Source organism: Campylobacter concisus (assembly GCF_002913545.1).
GTDB classification, from domain to species: domain Bacteria; phylum Campylobacterota; class Campylobacteria; order Campylobacterales; family Campylobacteraceae; genus Campylobacter_A; species Campylobacter_A concisus_AV.
The window spans coordinates 1-25,156 of sequence record NZ_PPBR01000061.1 but is presented as its reverse complement, the minus strand read 5'-3'; the positions used below and the strand labels follow the sequence as shown (position 1 = coordinate 25,156).

The window sequence follows — 25,156 nt, the reverse complement described above, 5'->3', positions numbered from 1 at the left end:
GAGAGAAAATGAACTTAACACCAAGAGAAATTGTTAAATTTTTAGATGACTATGTGATCGGTCAAAAGGATGCCAAAAAGATCATAGCGATCGCACTTCGCAACCGCTATCGCCGCATGAAGCTTGAAAAGAGCTTGCAAGATGACATCATGCCAAAAAATATTTTGATGATCGGCTCAACTGGCGTTGGTAAAACTGAGATCGCAAGGCGTCTTTCAAAGATAATGGGACTGCCTTTTATCAAGGTCGAGGCTAGCAAATATACCGAGGTTGGCTTTGTTGGTCGTGACGTTGAGAGCATGGTAAGAGACCTTGCCATGGCATCATATAATCTCGTAAAAAACGAGCAAAGCGAGAAAAATCAAGACAAGATAAATGCCTACATCGAAGAAAAGATCGTCTCAAAGCTACTTCCACCACTGCCAAAAGGTGCAAGCGAAGAGAAGCAAGCAGAGTACGCAAAGAGCTATGAAAAAATGCTAAATAGGCTAAGAAACGGCGAGCTTGACGAGCTAAGCATTGAGATAGAGGTGCAACAAAACCCACTTGAAGCTGGCTCAAACGTGCCACCTGATATGGCGCAGATGCAAGAGAGCTTTATAAAGATAATTGGTATCGGCGGCAAAAACATCAAAAAAGAGATGAAGGTAAAAGACGCTAAAAAAGCCCTTCAAAGCGAAGCAAATGATAAAATTTTAGACCTTGAGAGCGTAAAAACTGAGGCTTTAAGAAGAGCTGAAAACGAAGGCATCATCTTTATAGACGAGATCGATAAGGTAGCCGTTGGCTCAGGTAGCTCAAACAGGCAAGACCCTAGCAAAGAAGGCGTGCAAAGAGACTTGCTACCTATCGTTGAGGGCTCAAATGTAAATACTAAATTTGGAAATTTAAAGACAGATCATATTTTATTTATCGCAGCTGGCGCCTTTCATATAAGCAAACCAAGCGATCTCATCCCAGAGCTTCAAGGCCGTTTTCCACTAAGGGTCGAGCTTGATAGCCTTGATGAGGACGCGCTTTATCAAATTTTAACCCAGCCAAAAAATTCGCTTTTAAAACAATACATCGCACTTCTTTCAACTGAAAATGTTGAGCTAGAATTTGACGATGAAGCGATAAAAGAGATAGCAAGGATCGCTCACGCGGCAAATGAAAAGATGGAAGACATCGGTGCTAGACGCCTTCACACGGTGATCGAGTGCGTGATAGAAGATATCAGCTTTGAGGCTAGCGAAAAGAGCGGCGAGAAGATAAACGTGACAAAAGAGCTTGTAAAAGAGCGCCTAAAAGACGTGGTTGAGGATCAAGATCTAGCGAGGTATATACTTTGAAATCGGGCTTTGTTAGCATCATAGGACGCACAAATGCTGGCAAAAGCTCGTTTTTAAATGCCTTATTGAACGAAAAGATCGCCATTGTCTCGCACAAGCAAAACGCAACTCGCAGAAAGATAAATGGCATCGTGATGAACGGTGAAGATCAGATCATCTTCACCGACACGCCAGGGCTTCACGAGAGCAACAAGGCGATAAATCAACTACTAATAAACCAAGCTATGAAATCGATGGGAGACTGCGATCTCATCGTATTTTTAGCGCCTATCCATGATGATACAAGCGACTATGAGAAATTTTTGGCTCTAAATCCTGAAAAACCACACATCTTAGTGCTAACAAAAGTCGATGAGAGCTCAAACGCAAAAGTGCTTGAAAAGATTACTCAGTATCAAAAATTTCAAGAAAAATTTGCAGCTTTGCTTACTTTTAGTACCAAGCAGCCTACCTATAAAAAACCGCTTCTTGATGAAATTTGCAAGCTTTTGCCAGAGCATGAGTACTTTTATGATCCAGAATTTCTCACGCCGACAAATGAGAAGGAAATTTTTAGAGAATTTATACTTGAAGCGATCTATGAAAATTTAAGCGATGAGATACCTTACCTTAGTGATGCGATCATAAAAAGTGTAAAAGAAAAAACTGGCATAACTGAAATTTATGCTAGCATCATCACAGAGCGTGACATCCATAAAAGCATGATCATCGGAAAAAATGGTGAAACCATTAAAAGAATAGGAATTTTTGCAAGAAAGTTAATACAAAATTTAACCAACACAAAGGTCTTTCTAAAGCTCGATGTAGTCGTTAAAAAAGGCTGGAGTAAAGAAGAAAAGAGCCTAAATCAGATAATCGGCTATTGATTTTTTATTTTGAAGATATTAAAATATTTTTTGCAATTTTGTAAGATGGTTTTAATATATGGCAAAAATTATAAAAAATGATAAAAATTCTGTTATCGTACTGGATCCGTATGATTACAAAGGATTTCGTTACCACAATAGTAAAGTAGAAGCTTTTAACTTTTTAAAAACAGTAAATAAGCATGATTTTTTTATTTCATATATCGAGTATGAAAGCCTAAAAACAGCGACACTTAAGATACCTAGAAGTATTGAAGATGAATATTTGGAAAACGAAATAGTTGAGAAATATTATGAGGAATTTCAACTTGATCCCACTATAGATTATAAAGTATGTTATATTGAAAATAGAGTTCTCCAAGGTGATAATAGATTTTTTAATGTTTTCATTGTAAAAAATGATGCTTTAAAACAAATTTTTAAAAATATAGCTAAAAAAATCCCATATATAGATTGCATGGTGCCAGAGCCATTACTCTATTCTGTTCTTTACAAAAAGGGTTTGCTTGTTAGTACTCAAGTTGATTGTTTTGTTACTTTAAAAGATAAAGAGTCTTTTTTAAGCGTCTATACAGATGGAGAATTTTTAACCTCAAAGAAAATTCGTTATACATTATCTTATTTAAATAATAGGTTTTTCGAACAAAGTGGTGAGCGTCTAGATAGCAAGAGATTTCAGGAGATATTATCTCAATGTGGTCTTATAAATAAAGATAGAAATGATTTTAATTATGATCTAAACGCCATTTTTGAAGATTGTGTTTTTTATATAAATGACATTATAAATATAATAAATAGAGACTATCAAATAACAATTAAAAATATTTACATAGATTGTGACTATGAGATCAAAAATTTTGCAAATTTCATCTCTACCAAACTTGGTTTGGATGCAGAGTATATAAATATAAAAGTTGCGATAAACAACAAAAACTATACCATAAACGAGCGTTATAACGTTATGGCTTTATTTGGTAGATTTTATACCAAAGAGCCATTTTATGAGAATTTTAACCTCTCAAATATGCTCCGTCCAGATCCATTTGTCAAAAGAAAAAGTGGCAAATTTTTGCTCACTTGCGCTGCGGCATTTGCGATAAGTATGTTATATCCAGCTTACAACTACATAGCTGGTCTTGTTTTAGAAAAAGACAGCGCAAGACTAAATGACGAATATAGCGTCCTAAACGCACAAGAGATGCAGATAAAAGAGACGCTAGCTAAAATTTCAAGAGAACAAGAGGCGGTAAAAGAACAAACTCAAAAAGAGAATGAAAAGCTAAATTTCAGAAAAGGTCTGCTTGCTGAGATCGAAAATAAAAAAGATAATTACGCTATGAAGGGTTTAAATCTTTTTAAAATTACCGATATTTTAAATATAAACGCAGTTCATATCACAAACATCGTAAATAACGATAGAAATTTGACTATAACTGCAGTTAGCGATAATGAAAAAAGGATAACCCAGTTGATCAAAGATATCAGCAAAGATGAAAAATACTTGGTAAATACTAAAAAAATTCGCTCAGATGACGCTAAACACGAGTATGAAAGTAATATAAGCATAGAGATTAGACAATGAGACAAGATATTTTAAGCAAAATGGATCAATACTTTGATAGCAAAAAGCCAAACGAAACAAACCTCATTTTTCTTGGCTCAGCGCTTATCATAGCTTATCTTGTTTATATGCTATGCTTTGATCCTGCGCAAAATTTCTTTGATGAAAAGCTTGATAAACATACGAGAATTTCTACAAAGCTAGAAAACACTAGAAACTATCTAGCTTCAGTGAGCTCCCCTGATGGCGATAGAAATTTTAAGATAAACGAAGAAAATAGAAATTTAAGCAATCTAAAACTACGCTACACGAATATTTTGAAATTTAATACCTATTTTGATTCAAAGCTTAAAGAGCTTTCATTTTTGCTCTTTGACAATCAAAACTGGGCAAACTATATAGATAGTATCGTGCTTTTGGCAAAACAAAATAATATAAAAATTTTAGAGCTTAAAAGCGATATAAAAGAGCCAAATTTCCAAAAGATAGAGCAAATTTTAAATATAGATGTCACTTGCCTTGGAAATTTTAAAGATATGCTTAGCTATATAAACGGACTTGAAGAGTCAAAACTCGTAGTAGATCTTCACAAAATGGATATAAATTCCACTCAAAAAGATCTAGGAGCTAAGCTCTCTATCTCTGTGTGGGGTATGAAGTACTGATGAAAAAATTTGGTTTATTTTTAATTTTGGCTCTAAGTCTATTTGGCAATGAGTTTGAAGGCGAGATGAAAAACTATGATGAAGTTTTTGTTAAGATAAAAGAGCAAAGAAAAGGGCTTAATAGCAGTGAAATTTCTAGCTTACAAGATCCTTTCAAGCTAAATTTACCAGTTGCTCCAAAAGGCGATCAAAACACTACAAAATACTCTTCTGCAAGGGGGTTTATGCTAAAGGCCATTTTGCTAAATAAAGCAAATATAAATGGCAAGTGGTATAAAGTGGGAGATATGGTTGATGATTACAACATCACAAGCGTTCAAAATAGCAAGGTTATCATCGTAAAAGATGATGAAAAACAAGAACTAACTCTTAAAAATGGAAGTAAAAATGTTGGTATCAAAATTAAGTAAATTTATTATAACTGCGGCGTTAGCTTCATTTTTAGCTACCCCTATAATGGCAAAACCAAGCACATGCTTGAGTAAAAATTTTAGTATGAAGATCACAGACGATATAAGCCTTGGAGATGTTTTAAATCAGCTCTCTGAAATGTGTGACTTTAGTATCGTTGCAAAAGATGCTTATAGTAAAAAAGAGCTTGATGATAAAGTCTTTGGCGTAAACATAAGAAATATGAGCCTAAGCGAGGTCTTTGATCTGCTTTTAAATGAAAAAAATTTAAGCTACGAGTTTTCAAATAATGTCTTAAAAATCTCATCGCTTCAAACAAAAATTTTTAAAATAGACTATATCACTTCTATCCGCGAAGGCACAGCCATTACAAAAGCTTCAGTCGATGCCTCTCCGTCAGAAGTAGGCAATAGCTCAAGCAGTGATACTAGCTCAAATGACATAAAAAATGAAAACAACTTGATAAGAACAACTGAGAAATTTGACTTCTGGGAGAAGCTTGATGCTGAGCTAAAAGCTATCTTGAATAATAGCAGCGAGCACATCACGGCGCCAGATCCTATCATAAACCAAAATGCTGGACTTATCACGGTTACAGCTACCCCGTCACAGCTAAAACGTGTTGAAAAATATATAGCTGAGATGCAAAGAAGACTTAAAAAACAAGTCATCATCGATGTTTCTATCATCGCAGTTGATCTAAATAATGAGTATAAGCAAGGTGTTGATTGGAGTAAATTTGAGCTTGGATTTAACTCATATATAGGTAACTCAGGCACAAATGCAAGCTCAAGTGCAAGCTGGACAAACAAGGGCAACAGCTTAAGCGATGGCTTTGGCCGCACACTAAATATCGCTGCAAATTTAAACTTTAGTCTTGATGGCATGATAAATTTCCTTGAAACAAATGGCAAAACAAAGGTCGTTTCAAGTCCAAAAGTAACCACTCTAAACAACCAACAAGCGCTAATCTCTGTGGGTGATAATATAAACTACCGCGTAATGGAAGAGACAGATAATGGTAGCAACAATAACAATAACAACAGGCTTACAACAACTTATAAACAATACTCTGTATTTATCGGTATCTTGTTAAATTTACTTCCAGAAGTTTCAGATAACAACAAGATCATGCTTCGCATCAACCCAAGCTTAAGCAGCTTTAAGTATGCAGAAGATGACATAAGATCACAAAATACAGCCATTAGAGAGATCGCCCCTGATACAGTTCAGAAAAAGCTCTCAACCGTCGTTCAGGTAAATAGTGGCGATACGATCATACTTGGCGGACTTATCGGACAGACTAAAAATAAGCAAAATACAGCCGTGCCACTTCTAGCTGATATACCTTTGATAGGAAGTGTCTTTAAAAGCACAAGAGATGGCGTAAAAACGACCGAGCTTATCTTTGTCATCACGCCAAGAGTTGTTGATCTTGAAGATCCAAAACCAGTTCAGCAGTCGCTAAAAGATCTAGGATTTTCTAAATCGATCTATGAGTAACGAAAATATTTATACACATATAAAAGATGTTTTCATAGATGAAGACGAGAGTTTAAATTTCGTAAATTTAGACAACTCTATAAGCTGCTACAACAAGATAGTCTTAGCTCTAAAAAAGCCACTTAAGCTCATCTTGTTTTATGGCAAGCCAGGTAGCGGCAAGACCTTTTTGCTAAACAAGATCGCAAATGATCTAAAAGAGGATAAAAGTCTCATCTTTTTCCCACATCCATTTTTTAGTGAGGCGACATTTATCGAGGCACTTTGTGAGCAAATTTATGGCAAAAAGCTTGAAGATATAAACAACTTCGAGAGCTTTATAAAATTTTATTCAAAAGACTTTAGCAGTAAAGATGAAATTTTAAAAAATCAAATGACGGTTATCCTAGATGAAGCGCAGCTCTATCCGACTGAGCTTATCGAGAAGATAAGGCTTATGGCTGATACTAGGATGTTTAAATTTCTCTTTACGATACACAAAACTGAAAACGAAGATATTTTGGCAAAAGATTATTTTCAGACTAGAATTTGGGAGAGCATTGAGCTAAGTAGCGCTGATGTAAATGAGATCATCATCTACTTGCAAAGAAAGCTTAGTCAAAAAAACTATGACAAATATCTTAAATTTGAGAAAAAAGACTATGAGTGCGCCTACTCATTTTGCGGTGGAAATTTAAGAACGCTAAACAAGATTATGTATAAATTCTATGAAATTTGCGAATACTACGAGCAGTATCAGCCTTCAAAGCTTAGCGGTGATAAGGCAAATACCATGATACTTACCATGGCTGCACTTGATGCGGGGCTAATCGATGCTTGAACCACAAGAAATTCAAAGACTAGAAAAGCTTTATGAAAGCTACAAGAAAAAAAATGGTGGCTTTTTTCATAAAATTTTTAATGTTAAAAACTCTAAAATTTTAATCATTGAGCTTTTGCTTATCATCATTTTGCTGGCTGCATTGATAGCGCTAAGCATAGAAAAAACCCCAAGTCTTGCTAGTAAAAGCGATAAAGTTTTAGCCAAAAATGCAACCGCAGTAAAAATGGTAGAAAAAAATGAGACAAATGCAAGCATGCTTAGCGAGCTAAAGCAAAAGAGTGAGGTTGCTAAGGCTAAATTTGAAGAGGGCAAGAAGCAAGATGAGCTAGCTGACAAGATAGCTAAAAAGCTCGAAGAGGTTGTAAAGATAAACGAAACAAACGATACTTCAAAAAATGACCCAAAAAGGCAAAGAAGCTCACAAGGTTGGCTTAAGCTAAATATCCCTGATGAAGAGCCACTTAGCGAACAAAATGGCATAAACGGCATGAGCGTGCCACAAGATGAAGTGATAGATCTTGAGTCAAAACCAGCTAGAAAGCGTGTAAATATACAAGTGACTTCAGCATCAAATGAAGAGAGCGTGCTAAGGGAGCAGTTTTTAAAAACAAACAATCCAACTATCGCACTCGAGCTTGCTAGATTAAATTTTAGAAATAATAATTTCAAAGAAGCTATAAAGTGGTCGCTTGCTGCAAACGATATAGATAATAGCCTAGAGGAGTCGTGGATCATCTTTGCAAAGTCAAAATATAAGCTAAAACAAAGCGATGATGCCGTCAAAGCTCTAAGGGAGTATAATAAAAACTTAAACAAAGCTTCGATAAATGAGCTTATAAATAAGATAAAAAGTGGAACATTATGAAATTTTTTGCTATTTTTTTGGTTTTTGTTTGTGAAGTTTTTGCTGTTAGCCTGACTGAGATAAGGGATGACTTTAATAGCGCAAACTATGCAAAAGTCTGCAATCAAAAGGTTGAGGAATTTTTAAAAACACAAAATAACGAAGAGCAAATTTCTATGTTTGGCATCGCTTGCATAAAGATGAACGATCTAAACAGGCTAGCAACTCCGATCGATAAGCTAGTAAAGAGCGAAAAATCAAGAGAAAATGCTGCCTATTTTGCTGACATCTTGTTTAAGAAAAAGCTCTTATTTCACGCTATGATAGATGGCGTTGATATAAGCTATATCAGGCTTCCGAAGAGTGATTATATACTTTCATTTTTGTTTGATAAATTTGTAAAAAAAGAGTATGTCGAAGAGCTTGGCACATTTATCTTTGAAGAGCCAAATTCTGACACAAGATATGAGATAAGCCCAACAAATGGACAAATACCAAAGCTAGTGCTTAAAATTTTTAAAAATAACGACCTGAAATCACAAATAGAGTATAGATAATGAAAAATGTAGAAAATGTAATCTTAAAAAATATAGAACAAAACGGCAAACTAAGCACATCAGATATAGAAAAGATAAAACAGATAAGCGAACAAGAAGGCAAAGGTCTTGTTAAAATTTTAAGAGATGAAAATTTACTAAATGATGAAGATTTTATGGAAATTTTGTCTGATATTTACAGAAGAGGACATGTAAATATCGATGAAATTTCAAACGATCTTGAGCTTGATATAAAGGCTTTTGTTAAATTTATAAGCGAGAAATTTAAGGTTTTATACTTTGACCTTGATGATATCGATATCGACTACCGCATCAGTGAAAAGCTAAGCACTGCTCAGCTAAAGACATATAGCGCGATCCCAGTAAAAGAAGATGAGATAAGCGTATATGTCGCTTTTAAAAATCCATTTGACGTTATGGCTCAAGATAAGGTGCAAAATTTATTTAATAGAAAACTACTAAAAGTTGCCATCGCTCAGCCAACTCAGATAGAAAAATATATAAGCAAGCTAGCGCTAAATGAGAGCATAAAAGATGTGATAACAGAGATCAGAAGAGAGCTTTCAAGCTCAGCTAGTCAAGGTCAAAACAGTGAAAACTCTGGAATTTTAAAGCTAATAGAGATCATTTTAAAAACATCTATCCAAAGTAGAGCCAGCGACATCCACATCGAGCCGACCGAGACAAACTGCATCGTAAGAAGCAGGATCGATGGCATGCTAAGCGAGACATTTATATTTGATAAAGATATCTATCCGCCGATGGTTAGCCGTATGAAGCTACTTTCAAACATGGACATCGCAGAGCGCCGCCGACCACAAGATGGTAGATTTTCAGCTCAAATTTTAGACAAAGAGTATGATTTTCGTATCTCGACGCTGCCTATCTTAAATGGCGAAAGTATAGTTTTAAGGATTTTGGATAAGTCAAAGGTCATTATAAATTTAGAAGATCTAGGCATGCATCCTGATAACTTCGCTAAATTTAAAAAGAGCATGAAAGCGCCTTATGGCATCATCCTTGTTACTGGACCAACAGGCTCAGGTAAGACTACGACACTTTACGGCGCACTAAATGATATAAAAAGCGTAAAAACTAAGATCATCACAGTTGAAGACCCGGTCGAATACCAGCTAAATATGATCCAACAAGTGCATGTCAATGAAAAGGCTGGACTTACCTTTGTTTCAGCCCTTCGCTCTATCTTGAGGCAAGATCCAGACGTCATAATGATAGGCGAGATCAGGGATCAAGAGACGCTTCGCATAGCGATACAAGCAGCACTTACTGGTCACCTTGTCTTTTCTACGCTTCACACAAATGATGCCATTAGCGCACTTCCACGTATGATAGATATGGGCATCGAGCCATATTTAGTAAGTGGCGCGCTCGTTTGCATAGAGGCTCAAAGGCTTGTTAGAAAGCTCTGCCCACACTGCAAACAAAAGATCACTCTATCTCAAAAGGCATTTGATGAGGTTAAGAAATTTGTCCCTGAAAACTACCAGTTTTATAAAAGTGTCGGATGCCCACAATGCTCACAAACAGGATACTTGGGACGTGAGATGATAAGTGAAATTTTACCTATTAGTGACCATATAGCAAGCATGGTTGCAAATGGTGCTTCTAAAGATGAGCTTAAAAGCGTAGCTTACGAAGAGGGCTTTATAGATATGTTTCATGATGGTGTCATAAGGGCAGCAAATGGCATAACCACGCTTGAAGAAGTTTATAGAGTTGCTAAGATATGAAATACTTTGAGGTTGAGTACATCCAAAACGGCAAACGCCATAAGATGAGCCTAAGAGCGAACAATAAAAGCGAGATCAAAGATAAAGCAAATGTCACTGGTATGATCGTCAAGATCAAAGAGACACAAACTTCTAGCATAAATAACTTTGAAAATTTACAAAATGTAATCGCAAAGGCTTTTACTAATCCAAAGGTGAAAATCCCAAATTTAGTTGCCACCATAAGGCAGCTTAGCGTTATGACAAATGCTGGAATTTCTATCCACGATAGCATTAAAGAGGTTGCAAACTCCACCGAGGATAAGCGCCTGAAATTTATATTTCAGACCATAGATGAGGAGCTAAATCAAGGCTCAAGCCTCACAAATAGTATAGAAAATTTTAAAGAAGAGCTTGGCGACGTGACGCTTGCTATGATAAGACTAGGGGAAAGCACTGGTAATATGGCTGACGCGCTTGCAAAACTCGCCTCTATCTTGCAAGAGGTCTGGGACAATCAGCAAAAATTTAAAAAAGCTATCCGCTATCCGATAACCGTCATCTGCGCGATCATCATCGCCTTTGTCATCCTTATGATACTTGTTGTGCCACAGTTTAGAGAAATTTTCGAGCAGTTGAATGCAGAGCTACCACTGCCAACTAAAATTTTGCTAAATATCGAATACGTCATGACAAACTACGGCTTTTATATCCTTGGAGCACTTGCGTTTATCGGATATTTGCTTAGAAAATACTACCTTGAGAGTGAAGAATTTCAAGATAAGGTCGATAAATACCTTTTGAAAGTCTATCTCATCGGCAAGATCATATTTTATTCGAATATGAGCAGGTTTAACCTCATCTTTACAGAGCTTGTTCGAACTGGTTTACCTATAGCAGATGCCCTTGATACGGCTGTGATAACGGTCTCAAACAAGGATATCAAAAAGAAGCTAAGCGGCGTTAAGATACTTGTTGGTAGGGGCGTTAGCCTAACGGAGGCTTTTAGAGATACAAATTTATATGAAAATATGCTCATACAGATGATAAGCGCTGGCGAGCAAAGCGGTAGCTTGGATGATATGACCGGAAAAGTAACTGACTATTACAGGATGAAATTTAACGATATTATTGATAACATCTCAAACTATATCGAGCCTATCTTACTTGTTTTTATAGCAGGTATGGTGCTTTTACTAGCTCTTGGTATATTTTTGCCGATGTGGGATCTATCAAAAGCCGTTAAAAACTAAAATAATTAAAATCTGAAAGGAGAGAAGATGTCTGAAAACAAAGAACACATGGTCGAAGAGAGCGCCTTTTTGGTCTCAAAGACCGACTTAAAAGGACGTATTACGTATTGTAATGAGCCATTTTTAAAGATAGTTGGAGCTAAACAAGCTGAAGTCTTGGGTAAGCCTCACAACATCATAAGACACCCAGATATGCCAAGAGCTGTTTTTAAGCTACTTTGGGAGCGCATAAAAAATAAAGAAGAAATTTTTGCTTATGTTAAAAACAAAAGCTTTGATGGTGGGTTTTACTGGGTCTTTGCAAATATCACAACTTCGCTTGATGTGCAAAACAACCCAGTTGGCTACTACTCAGTTAGACGCAAGCCAAATCCAAAGGCGATTGAGATAATAGAGCCTATATATCAAAAGTTGTTATCGGTAGAAAAGAGCGGTGGCATGGATGCTTCGATGAAATTTTTAACTGATTTTTTAAAAGAAAAAAATATAAGTTATGATGAATTTATAAATAACCTACAAAGGCTATAATGATGTTTGGAAAAAAACTTGACTCTATAAATGAAATTTTAAGCGTAGTAGGCTCAGCTAGAAACGGCATATTAGAGCCTAGGATAGTAAATGTAAAAGAAAATGACCCTCTTTATGAAGTAGCACTTGGTATAAATGACTTGCTTGATCAAGTTGAGGCGCTCCAAAGAGAAATTTCAACCTCAATAGACGCTGCTCAAAGCGGACTAACATATAGAAATATCTTTACAGAGGGATTTCGCGGTATATTTAAACAAAATGCCATCTCTATGAGTAACGGCGTAACTGGTATAAAAGACAGTCACAAAAGTAAAGTAAGAGGCCTACTTTCAAAAGAGCTCGACACACTTGGCAATGGCAATGACGGCATAGAAGATGTTAGAAACGATCTAAATGAGAGCATCAAAAACCTAAGCCAAATGGCGCACATGGCACAAGATACGGCTAGGATCGCTGAGGATACGACGCAAAGCATCAATGAGCTAAGCGTAAATATGAGCTCGCTTGAAGAGCTGATAGAGGGCTCAAGCCACGCTATAAGCACGCTAAATAGCAGAACAGACGACATCACTTCGGTTGTAAATTTGATAAAAGATATAGCAGAGCAGACAAATTTATTAGCTCTAAACGCAGCTATCGAAGCAGCACGTGCAGGTGAGCATGGACGCGGCTTTGCAGTTGTCGCTGATGAGGTTAGAAAACTAGCTGAAAATACCCAAAAAGCGACACATGAGATCGGCGTAAATATCCAAACACTTCAGCAAGAAGCTAAAGATATAGATGAAAATTCTAAAAAGATAGATGAAATTTCAAAGATCGCCACAGCAAATGTCGAAAATTTCAAACAAACTTTAGCTAGCTTTAACCAAAATGCAAAAGAGACAGCCCAAAGATCAAAATATGTAGAAGACAAGACCTTTGGCATCATCGCAAAGATAGCTATCATCGTCTATAAAGTAGGCGTTTATTCAGACACTGTAAATGAGCAGGGCTACGGCGATGATATAGCAAAAGACGCAGACGATCTTGTAGCGTGGTATGAAAACGAGTGCGCAAAGAGCTTTAGCCACACTAAAACATACGAGAAATCACGCCATTTAGTGGATGAATTTAACAAAAACATCAAAGCCATCTTGACAGAAGCTGGCAAGGGCTATAACGAGAAAAATTTAAAACATTTTGTCACTGAGTTTAGAAAGCTCGAAGATCTTAGTAGAGAGATATTTAACTCATACAACGAAATGGTCGCTTCAAAATAACTTCAAATTTGCTAGACTCGCTTTGGGTCTAGCTTTTTTAATCTATATACCAAATTTTTTTATTGTGCTTATAATGGTATTTTGTAAAATTAGTGATTTTTAAAATTTGCCTCTTTTAGCAAGAATGCCGCCATAAAACAAGGATAAAAATTTATCTAGATTTGTTTTTATAAAAGTCTGTAAATTTAAGAGATTTTGTTTTTAAATTTAGGAGTTCTTCACTGTAAAATAAGGTTAAAATTTAGTTAGGCTCTGCTTATGTATATCAAATTCTGCTTTTTAAACTATTCATTTCTCGCAATAGAGCTTTCTGCCTTTTATCATCCAAGTTATGACAGCCTCGAGAAATTTAAGGCTTGTGAGAGAATTTTAGATTTATTTCTTAGTACGAGATAATTACAGCAAAACAAAGCCTAAATTTAGCAACCTACCACTTTAAATTTTTACTTCCTTGGCACAACCAGCAAAACTAAAGCTGGTTTCAAAGTAAAGGCGTTAAATTTAACTCCATATTTAAAAGTATAAATTTAATTTGGTAATCGCTTAGTCAAATTTATAAACGCTTCTTTGTTACTGCCAAATCTAAATGATTGTAAATTTGAAGCCTTAAAAAAGTCAAATTTAAATCCCTGCTCAAAAACATAAATTTAAATTTAGCAAACCGCCCTAGCCTAAATTTAGAAATTTATCTCTCTCAAAATTAATATTTGATGTAAGACAAAGTAGTTTTAAAGCCTGCACATTAAATTTAAAATACAGGCTTTAAGAAAAATGTATATTAAATTTAAGCCAAAAGCTCTTTTGCGATCATGCTTATGCGTTTTGCTTCAGCGCTCGCTCCGATCTCATCTTTTGCCATTTTCATCACAGCGCCTAAATTTTTACCAACCTTTTCAATTATGCTTTTTATCTTCTCTTTTAACTCATCATCACTTAGCTGAGCTGGCAGATATGCCTTGATTAGCTCGATCTCGCTCTGCTCTTTTTTGGCGAGATCCTCTCTTGCTCCCTTTAGATAGAGCTCAACCGAGTCGGCTCTCTTTTTGATCTCTTTTTGAAGTAGCGGGAGCACGACCTCGTCGGTCATCTCGATCCTTTGATCGACTTCAACCTGCTTAAGTGCTGCATTTAGTGTCCTTAAGGTATCCCTTTTAAACTCATCTTTTGCTTTCATAGCCTCTTTTATGTCGGCTAAAATTTGCTCTCTTATGCTCATTTTTTCTCCTTTAAATTTTTGAAATAATAACTAAAATTTCGTGATAATTTCTTGAAATATGCCTTTTAAATAAGCCGCCCCAACGCCCTCTCTAAGCCCATCGTCTATTACTATAAATTTCGCTTCTTGCCCGTTTAGTAGCTCCTCTAAAAGCAGCGTTCCAGCGATGAGCGGATACTTTCTACTTCTTCCAACCGCCACGTCAGCGCTTTTGTCATCCATCTTTAAAAGCTCATTTACAAACCAAACAAGATCGTCATTTTTAAGCTCATATCCACTCACTTTTTTTGGATCATAGCTTTCGTAGTTTAGCCCAAACTTTAGTGCTGCGATGGTGGTTGGCACGCCAGAAGTTAGCACGATTAGCTTGTTATCAAGACTTGTTAAAAATTCCCTTGCCTCTTTTGTATAAATTTTTGCATTTTTTTGCATCAGATCAAGCGTTTTAAATCTCTCATAAAAGGTGATGATGCCAAATTTAAAGCTTATAAATTTCCCCTCTTCGCCTATCTCTGAGCTTGCACCGCCGATGTCGATGATGCTAAATTTATCATTTATGTCAAGTTTTCTTAATGCATTTTGCACGCCTAAAAATGTAAGTTTTGCTTCAGCTTGCCCGTCAATGATATGAAAATTTATGCCAAATTTCTCTCTTATCTCGCTAAAAATTTCTTCGCTATTTGACGCCACTCTAAAAGCCTCGGTCGCGACTGCCACGCATTTAAATTTAGTAAAGTCAAATTTGCTTTTAGCCTCCGCTATCGCTTCAAAAAGCCTATTTTTAGCCTCCAAGCCTATCTTGCCACTTTCGTTTAAGCCCCTTGCAGCTCCAACTATTTTTTCATAAATTTGCTCGTTAGTAAAGCCATTTTGCTCTTTTTTTATAAGCGCCACGCGAAAGGTGTTTGAGCCAAGATCGATTGATATAACCAAAATTTATCCTTAATATTTTTGCCAAATTCTAACATATGATAATTTAGTATCATTTAAAGTGAGAAAATTCTAAAAACTTTAATAATTTTCAAGATATAATTTTGCCAAAAACTTTTACAAGGGGGCTTGATTGCTTCGAGATAACTTCTTGGCGTTAGTTATTTTTGCGATTTGCAGCGTTGGATTTTTCGTTTGGGGCTATCAATACATCCCGACAAATAACTACTTTTTATTCTTGATCGCCGGTATGTTTGGTCTTTTTATGGCGTTTAATATCGGCGGAAATGACGTTGCAAACAGCTTTGGCACAAGCGTCGGCGCAAAAACACTCACACTAAAACAAGCTCTTGTCATCGCAGCCATTTTTGAACTTAGCGGCGCGATATTTGCAGGATCTGAGGTTACAAATACGATTAGAAACGAGATCGTGAAATTTCCAAGCGATCTAAACCCGATGAAATTTGTCATCATCATGATCTCAGCCCTTCTAAGCTCAGGCCTTTGGCTATTTTACGCGTCCAAAAAAGGTCTGCCAGTCTCGACCACTCACTCGATAGTTGGTGGCATCGTTGGCGCAGGACTTGCTATGGGATTTATGATAAAAGATCCTGAGCCGCTTAATATGGTCTCTTGGGGCGAGATCGGCAGGATCGCCGTTAGCTGGGTCATTTCACCACTGCTTGGCGGCGTGATGTCTTACGTTATATTTGGCTATGTAAAGAGCAAAATAATCGAGCCAACGCACGAGCTAAAGACAAATTTAAAAGCGCTAAAAGCTGAGAGAAAAGCCTATAAAGAAAGCTTCATAAAAGCGCTTAAAACAAAGCCAGCTGAGGAGCAGATAGCCACTCTTTCAAAGATCGCAGTTATCGATGAGGACGAGATCGAAACCACTGAATACAGCGAGTACCGCTCAAAAATTCGCATCATGAAAGATAGCGAAAAAGAGATAGATACCTTTAAGGCGATGAAAAAGCACATCCCGATCATCGCTGGATTTGCCGCGATGGTCATCTCATCGATGATGCTTTTTAAAGGGCTTGAGCATATAAATTTAGCCTTTAGCATCATCCAAACAGTCTGGATCATCTTTGTCATCGGTGCTCTAGCATATCTTGCGAGCCTTGCTATCATAAACGTCATGAGCAAAAACGATAGTGAAAAGAGCATCAATAGAATTTTCTCATGGTTTCAAATTTTTACCGCTTCATCTTTTGCATTTTCACATGGCGCAAACGACATTGCAAATGCAGTTGGACCTTTTGCTGCTGTGCTTGACGTGCTAAAAACTGGCTCTATAAACGAAAGCTCGCCGATCCCAAGCATTGCAATGGTAACATTTGGCATCTCGCTTGTCGTTGGACTTTGGTTTTTAGGCAAAGAGGTGATCACTACTATCGGCTCAAAACTAGCTGAAATTTTGCCGACGACTGGCTTTAGCGCGGAGCTTGCCTCAAGTATCGTCATACTTCTAGCTACAAAGCTTGGTATACCAGTTAGCTCGACGCATATCCTAATAGGCGCGGTTTTGGGCATAGGCATCGTAAATAAAAACGCAAACTGGAAAATGGTAAGACCTATCATCCTAGCTTGGCTCATCACACTGCCTGCAGCTGCGATATCATCGGCTATATTTTATTTTGCTCTTGCTAAATTTCTAGGCGTTTAGTAATATTTTTAAATAGCAAAATCACCCTATTCTTTTGATGTTTTTTGTATAAATTTTATATGAAAGCTTGGCAAGTTGATCCAACCTGCCAAGTAAATTTGAAGTTATTTTTTCTTAATGATGATCTTCTCGCCATCGCTATCAATGGTGATCTCATCGCCACTTTCAAGCTCATCTTTTAAGATCAAATCAGCGATCTTATCTTCAACTAGCTCATAAAGCGCTCTTCTAAGAGGTCTTGCGCCATAAACTATGTCAAAGCCAGCTTTTGCGATAAATTTCTTAGCCTCTTCGCTTAAAACTGCCTTTATGCCGCGGTTGTGAAGAGTTTTTTCAAGCTCTTTAAACATGATCTCAACGATAGATATCAAGCCTTGCTCATTTAGAGGATTAAAGATGATAGTATCATCAAGCCTATTTAAAAACTCAGGCTTAAAGTAGTTTTTAAGCTCGTTTTTAACAGCTACATCGCGGTCTTCGCCCTTTAACTCCATTATGAAATTTGAAGCGATGTTTGAAGTTAAAATAATGATCGTGTTTTTAAAATCAACCGTTACGCCTTTGTTATCAGTCGCGCGTCCATCATCTAAAATGCCCAAAAGTATGTTAAATACATCCTTGTGAGCTTTTTCAACCTCGTCAAAAAGTATGACTGAGTATGGTCTTCTGCGAACCGCCTCTGTTAGCTGACCGCCCTCATCGTAGCCTACATATCCTGGAGGCGCACCAAGAAGCCTGCTCACGCTATGTTTTTCCATATATTCGCTCATATCAAAGCGGATAAGCGCCTTCTCATCGTCAAACAAGAACTTAGCCAAAGCCTTAGCTGACTGAGTTTTACCAATACCTGTTGGTCCAAGAAATAAAAATGAACCAATCGGCCTTTGACCCTCATTTAGCCCAGCTTTGTTTCTCTTAACAGCACGTGCAAGTGCGTGTAGTGCGTCATCTTGACCGACAACGCTCTCTCTTAGATGCTCTTCGATGCGCAGATATTTCTCTTTTTCGCTTGTTAGCATCTTTTTAACTGAAATTCCGGTCCATTTGCTCAAAATTTCAGCCACAAGCTCTTCATCTACTTGATTTTTAAGAAGCACACCCTCTTTTTTCATGTGATCCCATTTTTCTTCAAGCTCGTGTTTTTGCTTCTTAGCTTCTGCTATCTTGCCGTATTCTATCTCGGCAGCTTTTTGAAGATCGCCATTTCTTTTTGCTATCTCGGCTTGTGATTTTAAGCTATCGATCTCTTTTGTTGCTTTTGAAATTCCGCCAAAAACGGCCTTTTCGTTTTCAAATTTAGTATCAAGTGCTAGCTTTTTCTCATTTAGGTCAGCTATCTCTTTTTCGATCTCGCCAAGTCTCTCTTTATTTTTATCTGCATCCTCCATCTTTAGCGCTTCTTTTTCTACTTGAAGCGTTACGATCTCGCGTTTTATCTTTGAAAGCTCGTATGGCTCGCTCTCTATTTGCATCTTAAGCTCAGCTGCTGCCTCGTCGATAAGGTCTATCGCCTTATCTGGCAAGAAGCGGTTTGCGATATATCGGTCGCTTAGCCTTGCAGCGGCAACTAGCGCGCTATCTGTTATCGTGATGCCGTGGTGAACTTCAAGGCGCTCTTTTATACCACGTAAAATTTGAAGTGCCTCATTTACGCTTGGCTCTTTTACGTCTATAGGCTGAAAACGTCTTTGAAGCGCTGCATCTTTTTCAAAGTATTTTCTATACTCTTTTAATGTCGTAGCACCAACAGCGTGAAGCTCGCCACGTGCAAGAGCTGGTTTTAGGATATTTGCAGCGTCCATTCCGCCCTCGCTCGCACCAGCTCCAACTATGGTGTGAATTTCATCTATAAAAAGTATGATATTGCCAGCTTTTTTAACCTCGTCAATGACTGCTTTTAGTCTATCTTCAAACTCACCTCTATACTTTGCGCCAGCCACAACTGCACTCATATCAAGCGCTATGACACGCTTGTTTGCAAGGCTTGTTGGCACATCGCGAGCCACTATCTTTTGAGCTAGCCCCTCAACGATGGCTGTTTTACCAACACCTGGCTCACCAAGCAAGATAGGGTTGTTTTTGCTCTTTCTTATTAAAATTTGCATCATTCTAGTGATCTCTTCGTCACGTCCTATGACTGGATCAAGCTCTTTATTTAGCGCTTTTTGCGTTAGATCGATACCAAATTTCTCTAAACTATCAAGGGTATCATCGCCAGTTTGGCTATCTATCTTTTTACCACCTCTTATGCTCTCAAGATTCTTTTTGATCTCTAAGATATCGCAAAATTTGCTTAAAATTTGTTTGATCTCACTAAGCTCAAGAGCCGAGATGATCCATGTATCAACAGCTATGTAGCTATCACCCATACTTACCATTAAAGCTTTTGCGTTTTCAAGCGAATTTATAAGCTCTCTTGAAACTGAAACGTTATCTTTTGTGACGTTTGAGCTGCTTGGGAGTGACGAGATCTTGCTTTTTATCTCAAGCTCGACAGCATCTTTGCTTATGTTCATCTTATTAAATACTTGATTTAAAATAGAATTACTATCAGCGAGCAAAGCCCAAAAGACGTGAAGTGGCACAACTTGTGGATTTTTAGAAAAGATCGCTAAACTAACGCCTTTTTCAAGTGTCTCTTGCATCTGCGCTGTTAAATTTTCTGTTATGTCAGCCATTAAAGCTCCTTAAGTTATTTTATAATGGCGGCATTATATAACTTTAGTCTTATATTGTCAAGTATATTTATAACATTTATCACTCTTTTTATTTAATTGCTAAAATTTGCTGTTATAAATTTGTGTTAAAAATAGACAAAAGCTAAAAATATAAGGCTAAATTTATGCTTTTTTTAGCCAAATGTTAATAAAATTGAGCCAAAAAATATAGGAGATATTTTGAACAAATTTACTAGATCTTTCGCGCTAAAAATAACTGGCGCCCTACTCATCTCAAGTGTAGCAGTAAATGCACTTTTTGCTAAAACTGAAGATGAGGCGAGTGCGAAACTTGAAGCACTTTCAAAACTTACAAAAACCATCTCAACCGTTGAAAAATACTACGTTGATGACATTAAATTTAAAGAGATAATCGACAAAGCCATCGCTGGCTTGATGCAAAATTTAGACGCTCACTCAAGCTTTTTAAATGAAAAAGCATATAAAGATATGCAGGTGCAAACAAGTGGCGAATTTGGCGGACTTGGCATAACAGTTGGCATGAAAGATAGCGCACTAACCGTTATCTCGCCTATCGAGGACACTCCAGCTGATAAAGCAGGTATAAAAGCAGGCGATATCATTTTAAGGATCGATGGCAACTCAACTATCGGCACAACGATAGATGAAGCTGTAAATAAGATGCGCGGCAAGCCAAAAACTCCGATAACAATTACGATTTTGCGAAAAGGCGAGCAAAAGCCATTTGACGTAAAGATCATAAGAGATATCATAAAAGTCGAGTCTGTCTATGCAAAAATGATAGAAAATGAAAACATCCTTTATATACGCGTCACAAATTTTGACAAAAATGTCGTCACGAAGGTAAAAGAGGCGATCAAAGAGCATCCTAAAGCAAATGGCATCATACTTGATCTTAGAAACAACCCTGGCGGTCTTTTAAATCAAGCTGTTGATCTAGTGGATCTTTTCGTAGATAACGGCGTCATCGTCTCTCAAAAAGGTCGTGATGCATCTGAAAATGTAGAGTATAAAGCAAGCGCTAGCAAAACCTTATCAAAACTCCCACTAGTTGTCCTTGTAAATGGCGGAAGTGCAAGTGCGAGCGAGATCGTAAGCGGTTCATTACAAGATCATAAGCGTGCGGTGATAATCGGCGAAAACACATTTGGTAAAGGCAGCGTTCAGGTGATCTTACCAATAGACGATACAGAAGCGCTAAGGCTAACCATCGCAAGATACTACTTACCAAGTGGCAGAACTATCCAAGCAGTTGGCGTAACGCCTGATGTAGTAGTGCATCCTGGCAAAGTGCCACAAAGTGATGATAGCGCATTTAGCATCAAAGAGAGCGAACTAAAAGCGCACCTAAAAAGCGAGCTAAACAAGATAAATCCAACAAGTGAAGGCAATAAAACTGAAGCAAAAGATGATAAAAATATAATCACACAGAAAAAAGTTGATGAAGATATTCAGTTAAAAACAGCGATTGATACGATCAAAATTTTAAAGATAAAACAACAATAATCTAAAGGAGAACAACATGCAAAAAAGAGAGCTTATCTACGAGGGAAAAGGCAAGAAAATGTACGCCACAGACGATCCAAATCTACTTGTGGCTGAATTTAAAGACGATTTAACAGCATTTGACGCTCAAAAAAGAGGCAACGAAGCTGGCAAAGGCGCACTAAATAACAAAATCTCTACTCAGCTTTTTAAACTGCTAGAGAGCAAAGGTATCGTGACTGACCTTGTTGAGACCATCAGCGACACTGAGCAAGTGGTCAAAAAATGCGAGATCATACCTCTTGAAGTTGTTGTGAGAAATATCGCAACTGGCTCACTTAGCAAAAGACTTGGCATAAAAGAAGGCACAGTTTTACCTTTTACACTTGTTGAGTTCTACTACAAAAACGACGATTTACACGATCCACTAGTTACTGACGAGCACTGCATCATCATGGGTCTAGTAAAGAGCGAAAAAGATCTTCAAACACTAAGACACACAGCAAGAGAGATCAACTCTATATTATTTAAATTCTTTGCAGAGAGAAATTTAAAACTAGTTGATTTCAAAGTCGAATTTGGTATCGACAAAGATGGCAACATCATCTTAGCTGACGAGATAAGCCCTGATAGCTGCAGATTTTGGGATGCAACAACAAACGAAAAACTTGACAAAGATAGATTTAGACAAGACCTTGGTAGCGTAAAAGTAGCTTACGAAGAAGTTTTAAGAAGAATTCTTTCTTAAGGACAAAGATGAAAGCTGTTGTAAATATAGCATTAAGAAGTGGGGTCTTAGACCCTGCTGGTAAGGCAGTAGAGCACGCGCTAAATTCACTTGGATTTAGCGGTGTTTCAAATGTCAGGATAGGCAAACAAATCGTTTTAGATATCGACGAGAGTGATAAAAACAAAGCAAAAGAGCAGCTAAAAGTTATGTGTGAAGAGCTTCTAGCAAACACCGTCATCGAAGACTACGAGATCGTGCTATGAAAGTAGCCATCATACTTTTTCCTGGCACAAACTGCGAAGAAGACACAGCTCACGCCTTTAAACTACTTGGATGCCAAACACAGATCATCTGGCACAAAGAAGATAAGATCGATGCTGATCTAGTCGTTTTGCCTGGTGGTTTTAGCTATGGCGACTACCTAAGAACGGCTGCGATAGCTAAATTTAGCCCAGCTATGCAGGCTGTAAAAGAGCATGCAAAAAAAGGCGGCTACATTTTAGGAATTTGCAATGGCTTTCAGATGCTTCTTGAGCTTGGACTTTTAAAAGGTGCGATGAGAAGAAATGAAAATTTAAATTTTGTCTCAAAATATCACCATCTAAAAGTGATCTCAAATAACAATAAATTCCTATCAAATTTAGCTAAAAACGAAGTGGTAAATATCCCTATCGCTCATGGCGAGGGCAACTACTACACTGATGAATATACGCTAAAAAGTCTATATGATAACGAGCAAGTCCTGCTAAAGTACTGCGACAGCCACGGCAATGAGATAAATCCAAATGGCTCAGTTGATAGCATAGCTGGGATTTGCGATGAGAGCAAGAGGATCTTTGGTCTTATGCCCCACCCAGAGCGCGCTTGCGAGAAAATTTTAGGCACAGATGATGGCATGAAGATGTTAAAAGGGCTAGTTTGGTAAAACGAACACTTTTTATCGCCCTACTCGCGCTAAATTTATTTGCTGCAAACACTGATGAAGTCAGCGTTTTTGACATGATGGATGAGGCAAGAGAGGATAAATTTGTAAATAGCCCAAGTTCAAAGCCACAAACAAAGACTCCAAGCGAAGAAGAAATATCAAGAAAGCTCGTATCTCCACGCTCTATCGCCCCACAGCCAGAGCGTATCACTCCAGAGCAGATGCGAAATATCGTGCCGACAAACGAACCAGACATCAGCGTCCCTGATAATCAAGTCTATGACAAGATAAAAATAAAAGACCTCCTTTTAAAAGCGACAAATATCCCTAAAAATGTCGTCGTAGGAGAAATTTTTAGTGTTGAGATCGTAGCTGATACGCAAAGTGACCTTGAGTTTGAGTTTGAGACACAGCTTGATGAGACAAATATCAAATGGCTAAATAAGAAGAATTTTCAATGGGTAAAAGGCGATGAAAACAAATATATCGGCACTTTCTACCTTGAAGCAACGAGCATTGATGCAAAGACTTTACGAGTTAGCTTGGATCTAAAAAGAAATGGCGAGAACTATCAAAACTCAAACATAAATATCTTTTTACCAAAGCTAAAAGAGCTTAGAAGTGACGAAAACTACAACCACATCGTCGCTGATAACCTTGAGGTTAAGAAATTTAAAACGACTAAATTTGATGATATAAACAACATCATGGTCGTGGAAATTTACGGCAACAATGTCGATCTAAGTGCCTTTAATATCGAAAACAAAACTATCCTAAAGCAAGGCGTAGATACGATAAACGGCGACTTTAACTCGCAAAGTGCATATTATTTTGCAGTGTTTAAGCCAAACAAAAAGACACTTGACTTTAACTACTACAACCTAAAAAAAGCTAAATTTGAGAGCTTTTCGCTGCCGGTGAGCGTCGAAGAGGACGAAGTTAGCACGCAAATCGGTCTAAATCCAAAACAAAGCGAATTTAGCACTTACAAAGATATCACGATCTACTCTTTGGTCGCTATCTTTATCTTGCTAGCGATCTGGCGAAGAAAGCTAAGCTACTTCTTTGTGGCAGCTGTTTTTATCGCACTAGGGATTTACACTTACAATCCTTTTGGCAAAGCAGTACTTAAGCCAGATGTGAGCGTCACTATCTTGCCAACTAAAAATTCAACCGTTTTTTATACATCTCGTAAAAACGAAAATGTTGAAATTTTAGACACAAAAGATGACTACTCAAAAATTTTATTCGCAGATGGCAAAATCGGCTGGGTAAGAAAGGGTGATCTTGTCAAAAATTAGAGCTTTTTTCTTTTCTATTGAATTTGTTATAAGCGTCGTTATCGTCGTATTTTTTATGTGGCTCTTTAACTCTAAAAATAGAGCCATAAGAAAATTTTGGGGCAGATCACAGAGATTTTTTGGCGGGTATAAGCTAGAAGTTATCGGTAAATTTAGCGACGAAGCAAATATCTTGCTGATAAATCACCAAAGTATGCTTGACATCATCGTACTTGAAGAGATCCATCCTAAAAATATCTGCTGGATCGCAAAGGCGCAAATAGGCAAGATCCCGATCATCGGTAAAATTTTGAGCCTTCCAAAGATGATAGCGGTCGAGCGAGAAAACAAGCACTCGCTAATAAAGCTTTTAAGCGAAGCAAAAGACAGAGTAGAAAACGGCCGTGTTTTAGCGATATTTCCAGAAGGCACAAGGTCTCAAACTAAAGAGCTACTACCATTTAAAGGTGGCGCAAAGCTGCTAGTTGAAAAGCTAAATTTAAAGGTTCAGCCTATCGTAATCGTCGGAAGCGATGCGATGAAGGTGAAAGAATTTAGCTTTGAAAAAGCTGACATTAAGCTCTTTTGTCTTGATCTAGTCGATACCTCGAAAGAAAACTGGCTAGAGGCGACTAGGGAGAGCATGCAAAAAGTCCTAGACGAAAATAGAAAATAAAATTAGCTTTGTAAATTTACAAAGCCCTACTCTATTATTATTTATAAAATTTTTGTTTTATATACGAGAAATTTTTATCTATAATTTTAAAAAGGTCTAGCCAAAGCTAGACCTAAAACATTAATTTTAAGAGGTAAAAACTTAAGTTCTAAAGACGCTAAGTTTAGTATTTAGCGCATCTGTCATCTTATTTAGATGTTCAGCTGCAGAAG

Annotated in this window: 22 protein-coding genes and 1 pseudogene; 20 read left to right on the top strand and 3 right to left on the bottom strand. The window is 37.3% G+C overall.

All coding sequences use genetic code 11. The features are described 5' to 3' along the window. Positions 1-8: 8 nt before the first annotated feature. The 13 genes and pseudogenes from hslU to CYP05_RS10345 all read left to right on the top strand — a co-directional run. Positions 9-1,331, top strand: a complete 1,323-nt coding sequence (gene hslU, locus CYP05_RS03845; protein WP_103642034.1) for an HslU--HslV peptidase ATPase subunit — start codon at positions 9-11, stop codon at positions 1,329-1,331. Then, entirely contained in the window at positions 1,328-2,197 is an 870-nt protein-coding gene (gene era / locus CYP05_RS03840) for a GTPase Era (RefSeq protein WP_103642033.1), read from the top strand. The genes hslU and era overlap by 4 nt, the downstream gene beginning before the upstream one ends. A 502-nt stretch (positions 2,198-2,699) precedes the next feature. Next, positions 2,700-3,779 carry a C4-dicarboxylate ABC transporter gene (locus CYP05_RS03835; protein WP_258031508.1) on the top strand — a complete coding sequence of 360 codons (1,080 nt, stop codon included), beginning with the start codon at positions 2,700-2,702 and terminating at the stop codon, positions 3,777-3,779. Beyond that, positions 3,776-4,423 (top strand): hypothetical protein, encoded by a 648-nt coding sequence (locus CYP05_RS03830; protein ID WP_009293841.1) that lies wholly within the window; start codon positions 3,776-3,778, stop codon positions 4,421-4,423. The genes CYP05_RS03835 and CYP05_RS03830 overlap by 4 nt, the downstream gene beginning before the upstream one ends. Continuing rightward, positions 4,423-4,833 carry a hypothetical protein gene (locus CYP05_RS03825; RefSeq protein ID WP_103642031.1) on the top strand — a complete coding sequence of 137 codons (411 nt, stop codon included), beginning with the start codon at positions 4,423-4,425 and terminating at the stop codon, positions 4,831-4,833. Before CYP05_RS03830 ends, CYP05_RS03825 begins: the two co-directional genes overlap by 1 nt. Beyond that, entirely contained in the window at positions 4,811-6,337 is a 1,527-nt protein-coding gene (gene mshL, locus CYP05_RS03820; RefSeq protein ID WP_103595346.1) for a pilus (MSHA type) biogenesis protein MshL, read from the top strand. Before CYP05_RS03825 ends, mshL begins: the two co-directional genes overlap by 23 nt. Beyond that, on the top strand, positions 6,330-7,157 hold the full coding sequence (locus tag CYP05_RS03815) for an ATP-binding protein (RefSeq protein ID WP_002940497.1): 828 nt from the start codon (positions 6,330-6,332) through the stop codon (positions 7,155-7,157). The genes mshL and CYP05_RS03815 overlap by 8 nt, the downstream gene beginning before the upstream one ends. Next, the gene (locus tag CYP05_RS03810) at positions 7,150-8,025 is read left to right on the top strand and encodes a CDC27 family protein (RefSeq protein ID WP_103642030.1); all 876 of its coding nucleotides are present in this window, start codon (positions 7,150-7,152) and stop codon (positions 8,023-8,025) included. Before CYP05_RS03815 ends, CYP05_RS03810 begins: the two co-directional genes overlap by 8 nt. Further along, positions 8,022-8,561: a hypothetical protein gene (locus tag CYP05_RS03805; protein WP_103595343.1), complete on the top strand. Its 540-nt coding sequence runs from the start codon at positions 8,022-8,024 to the stop codon at positions 8,559-8,561. The genes CYP05_RS03810 and CYP05_RS03805 overlap by 4 nt, the downstream gene beginning before the upstream one ends. Then, a complete protein-coding gene (locus CYP05_RS03800; RefSeq protein WP_103630676.1) occupies positions 8,561-10,312 on the top strand; it encodes a GspE/PulE family protein in 1,752 nt (583 codons plus the stop codon). Before CYP05_RS03805 ends, CYP05_RS03800 begins: the two co-directional genes overlap by 1 nt. Beyond that, positions 10,309-11,544 (top strand): type II secretion system F family protein, encoded by a 1,236-nt coding sequence (locus tag CYP05_RS03795; RefSeq protein ID WP_103642029.1) that lies wholly within the window; start codon positions 10,309-10,311, stop codon positions 11,542-11,544. Before CYP05_RS03800 ends, CYP05_RS03795 begins: the two co-directional genes overlap by 4 nt. A gap of 27 nt (positions 11,545-11,571) precedes the next feature. Further along, positions 11,572-12,072: a PAS domain-containing protein gene (locus tag CYP05_RS03790; RefSeq protein ID WP_087581682.1), complete on the top strand. Its 501-nt coding sequence runs from the start codon at positions 11,572-11,574 to the stop codon at positions 12,070-12,072. A 551-nt stretch (positions 12,073-12,623) separates the two neighbouring features. Then, a pseudogene (locus CYP05_RS10345) lies at positions 12,624-13,331 on the top strand (methyl-accepting chemotaxis protein); the annotation flags it as partial. Between the two features lie 784 nt (positions 13,332-14,115). Here the strand turns inward: CYP05_RS10345 and CYP05_RS03780 are convergent. Both CYP05_RS03780 and CYP05_RS03775 read right to left on the bottom strand, forming a co-directional pair. Further along, positions 14,116-14,547: a GatB/YqeY domain-containing protein gene (locus tag CYP05_RS03780; RefSeq protein WP_009293851.1), complete on the bottom strand. Its 432-nt coding sequence runs from the start codon at positions 14,545-14,547 to the stop codon at positions 14,116-14,118. Between the two features lie 30 nt (positions 14,548-14,577). After that, positions 14,578-15,480, bottom strand: coding sequence for a disulfide bond formation protein DsbA (locus tag CYP05_RS03775; RefSeq protein WP_103642028.1), 903 nt, complete (start codon positions 15,478-15,480; stop codon positions 14,578-14,580). A 130-nt stretch (positions 15,481-15,610) separates the two neighbouring features. Here CYP05_RS03775 and CYP05_RS03770 point away from each other — a divergent pair, with 130 nt between their 5' ends. Beyond that, on the top strand, positions 15,611-17,149 hold the full coding sequence (locus CYP05_RS03770) for an inorganic phosphate transporter (protein ID WP_103642027.1): 1,539 nt from the start codon (positions 15,611-15,613) through the stop codon (positions 17,147-17,149). Between the two features lie 104 nt (positions 17,150-17,253). Here CYP05_RS03770 and CYP05_RS03765 read toward each other — a convergent pair whose 3' ends face one another. Further along, entirely contained in the window at positions 17,254-19,827 is a 2,574-nt protein-coding gene (locus CYP05_RS03765; protein ID WP_103642026.1) for an ATP-dependent Clp protease ATP-binding subunit, read from the bottom strand. A gap of 252 nt (positions 19,828-20,079) precedes the next feature. Here CYP05_RS03765 and CYP05_RS03760 point away from each other — a divergent pair, with 252 nt between their 5' ends. From CYP05_RS03760 to CYP05_RS03735, 6 genes are read left to right on the top strand one after another with little or no spacing between them, the layout of a single operon-like run. Beyond that, positions 20,080-21,354, top strand: a complete 1,275-nt coding sequence (locus CYP05_RS03760) for a S41 family peptidase (protein WP_258031509.1) — start codon at positions 20,080-20,082, stop codon at positions 21,352-21,354. Positions 21,355-21,370: 16 nt separating this feature from the next. Then, positions 21,371-22,081 carry a phosphoribosylaminoimidazolesuccinocarboxamide synthase gene (gene purC, locus CYP05_RS03755; RefSeq protein ID WP_009293856.1) on the top strand — a complete coding sequence of 237 codons (711 nt, stop codon included), beginning with the start codon at positions 21,371-21,373 and terminating at the stop codon, positions 22,079-22,081. 8 nt (positions 22,082-22,089) lie between these two features. Continuing rightward, a complete protein-coding gene (gene purS / locus CYP05_RS03750) occupies positions 22,090-22,326 on the top strand; it encodes a phosphoribosylformylglycinamidine synthase subunit PurS (protein WP_009293857.1) in 237 nt (78 codons plus the stop codon). After that, positions 22,323-22,988: a phosphoribosylformylglycinamidine synthase I gene (gene purQ / locus CYP05_RS03745; protein WP_103642024.1), complete on the top strand. Its 666-nt coding sequence runs from the start codon at positions 22,323-22,325 to the stop codon at positions 22,986-22,988. Before purS ends, purQ begins: the two co-directional genes overlap by 4 nt. Then, complete coding sequence (locus tag CYP05_RS03740; protein ID WP_103642023.1) at positions 22,982-24,289, top strand: SH3 domain-containing protein; 1,308 nt, start codon at positions 22,982-22,984, stop codon at positions 24,287-24,289. Before purQ ends, CYP05_RS03740 begins: the two co-directional genes overlap by 7 nt. Continuing rightward, positions 24,276-24,944 (top strand): lysophospholipid acyltransferase family protein, encoded by a 669-nt coding sequence (locus CYP05_RS03735; protein ID WP_103642022.1) that lies wholly within the window; start codon positions 24,276-24,278, stop codon positions 24,942-24,944. Before CYP05_RS03740 ends, CYP05_RS03735 begins: the two co-directional genes overlap by 14 nt. Positions 24,945-25,156 lie beyond the last annotated feature (212 nt).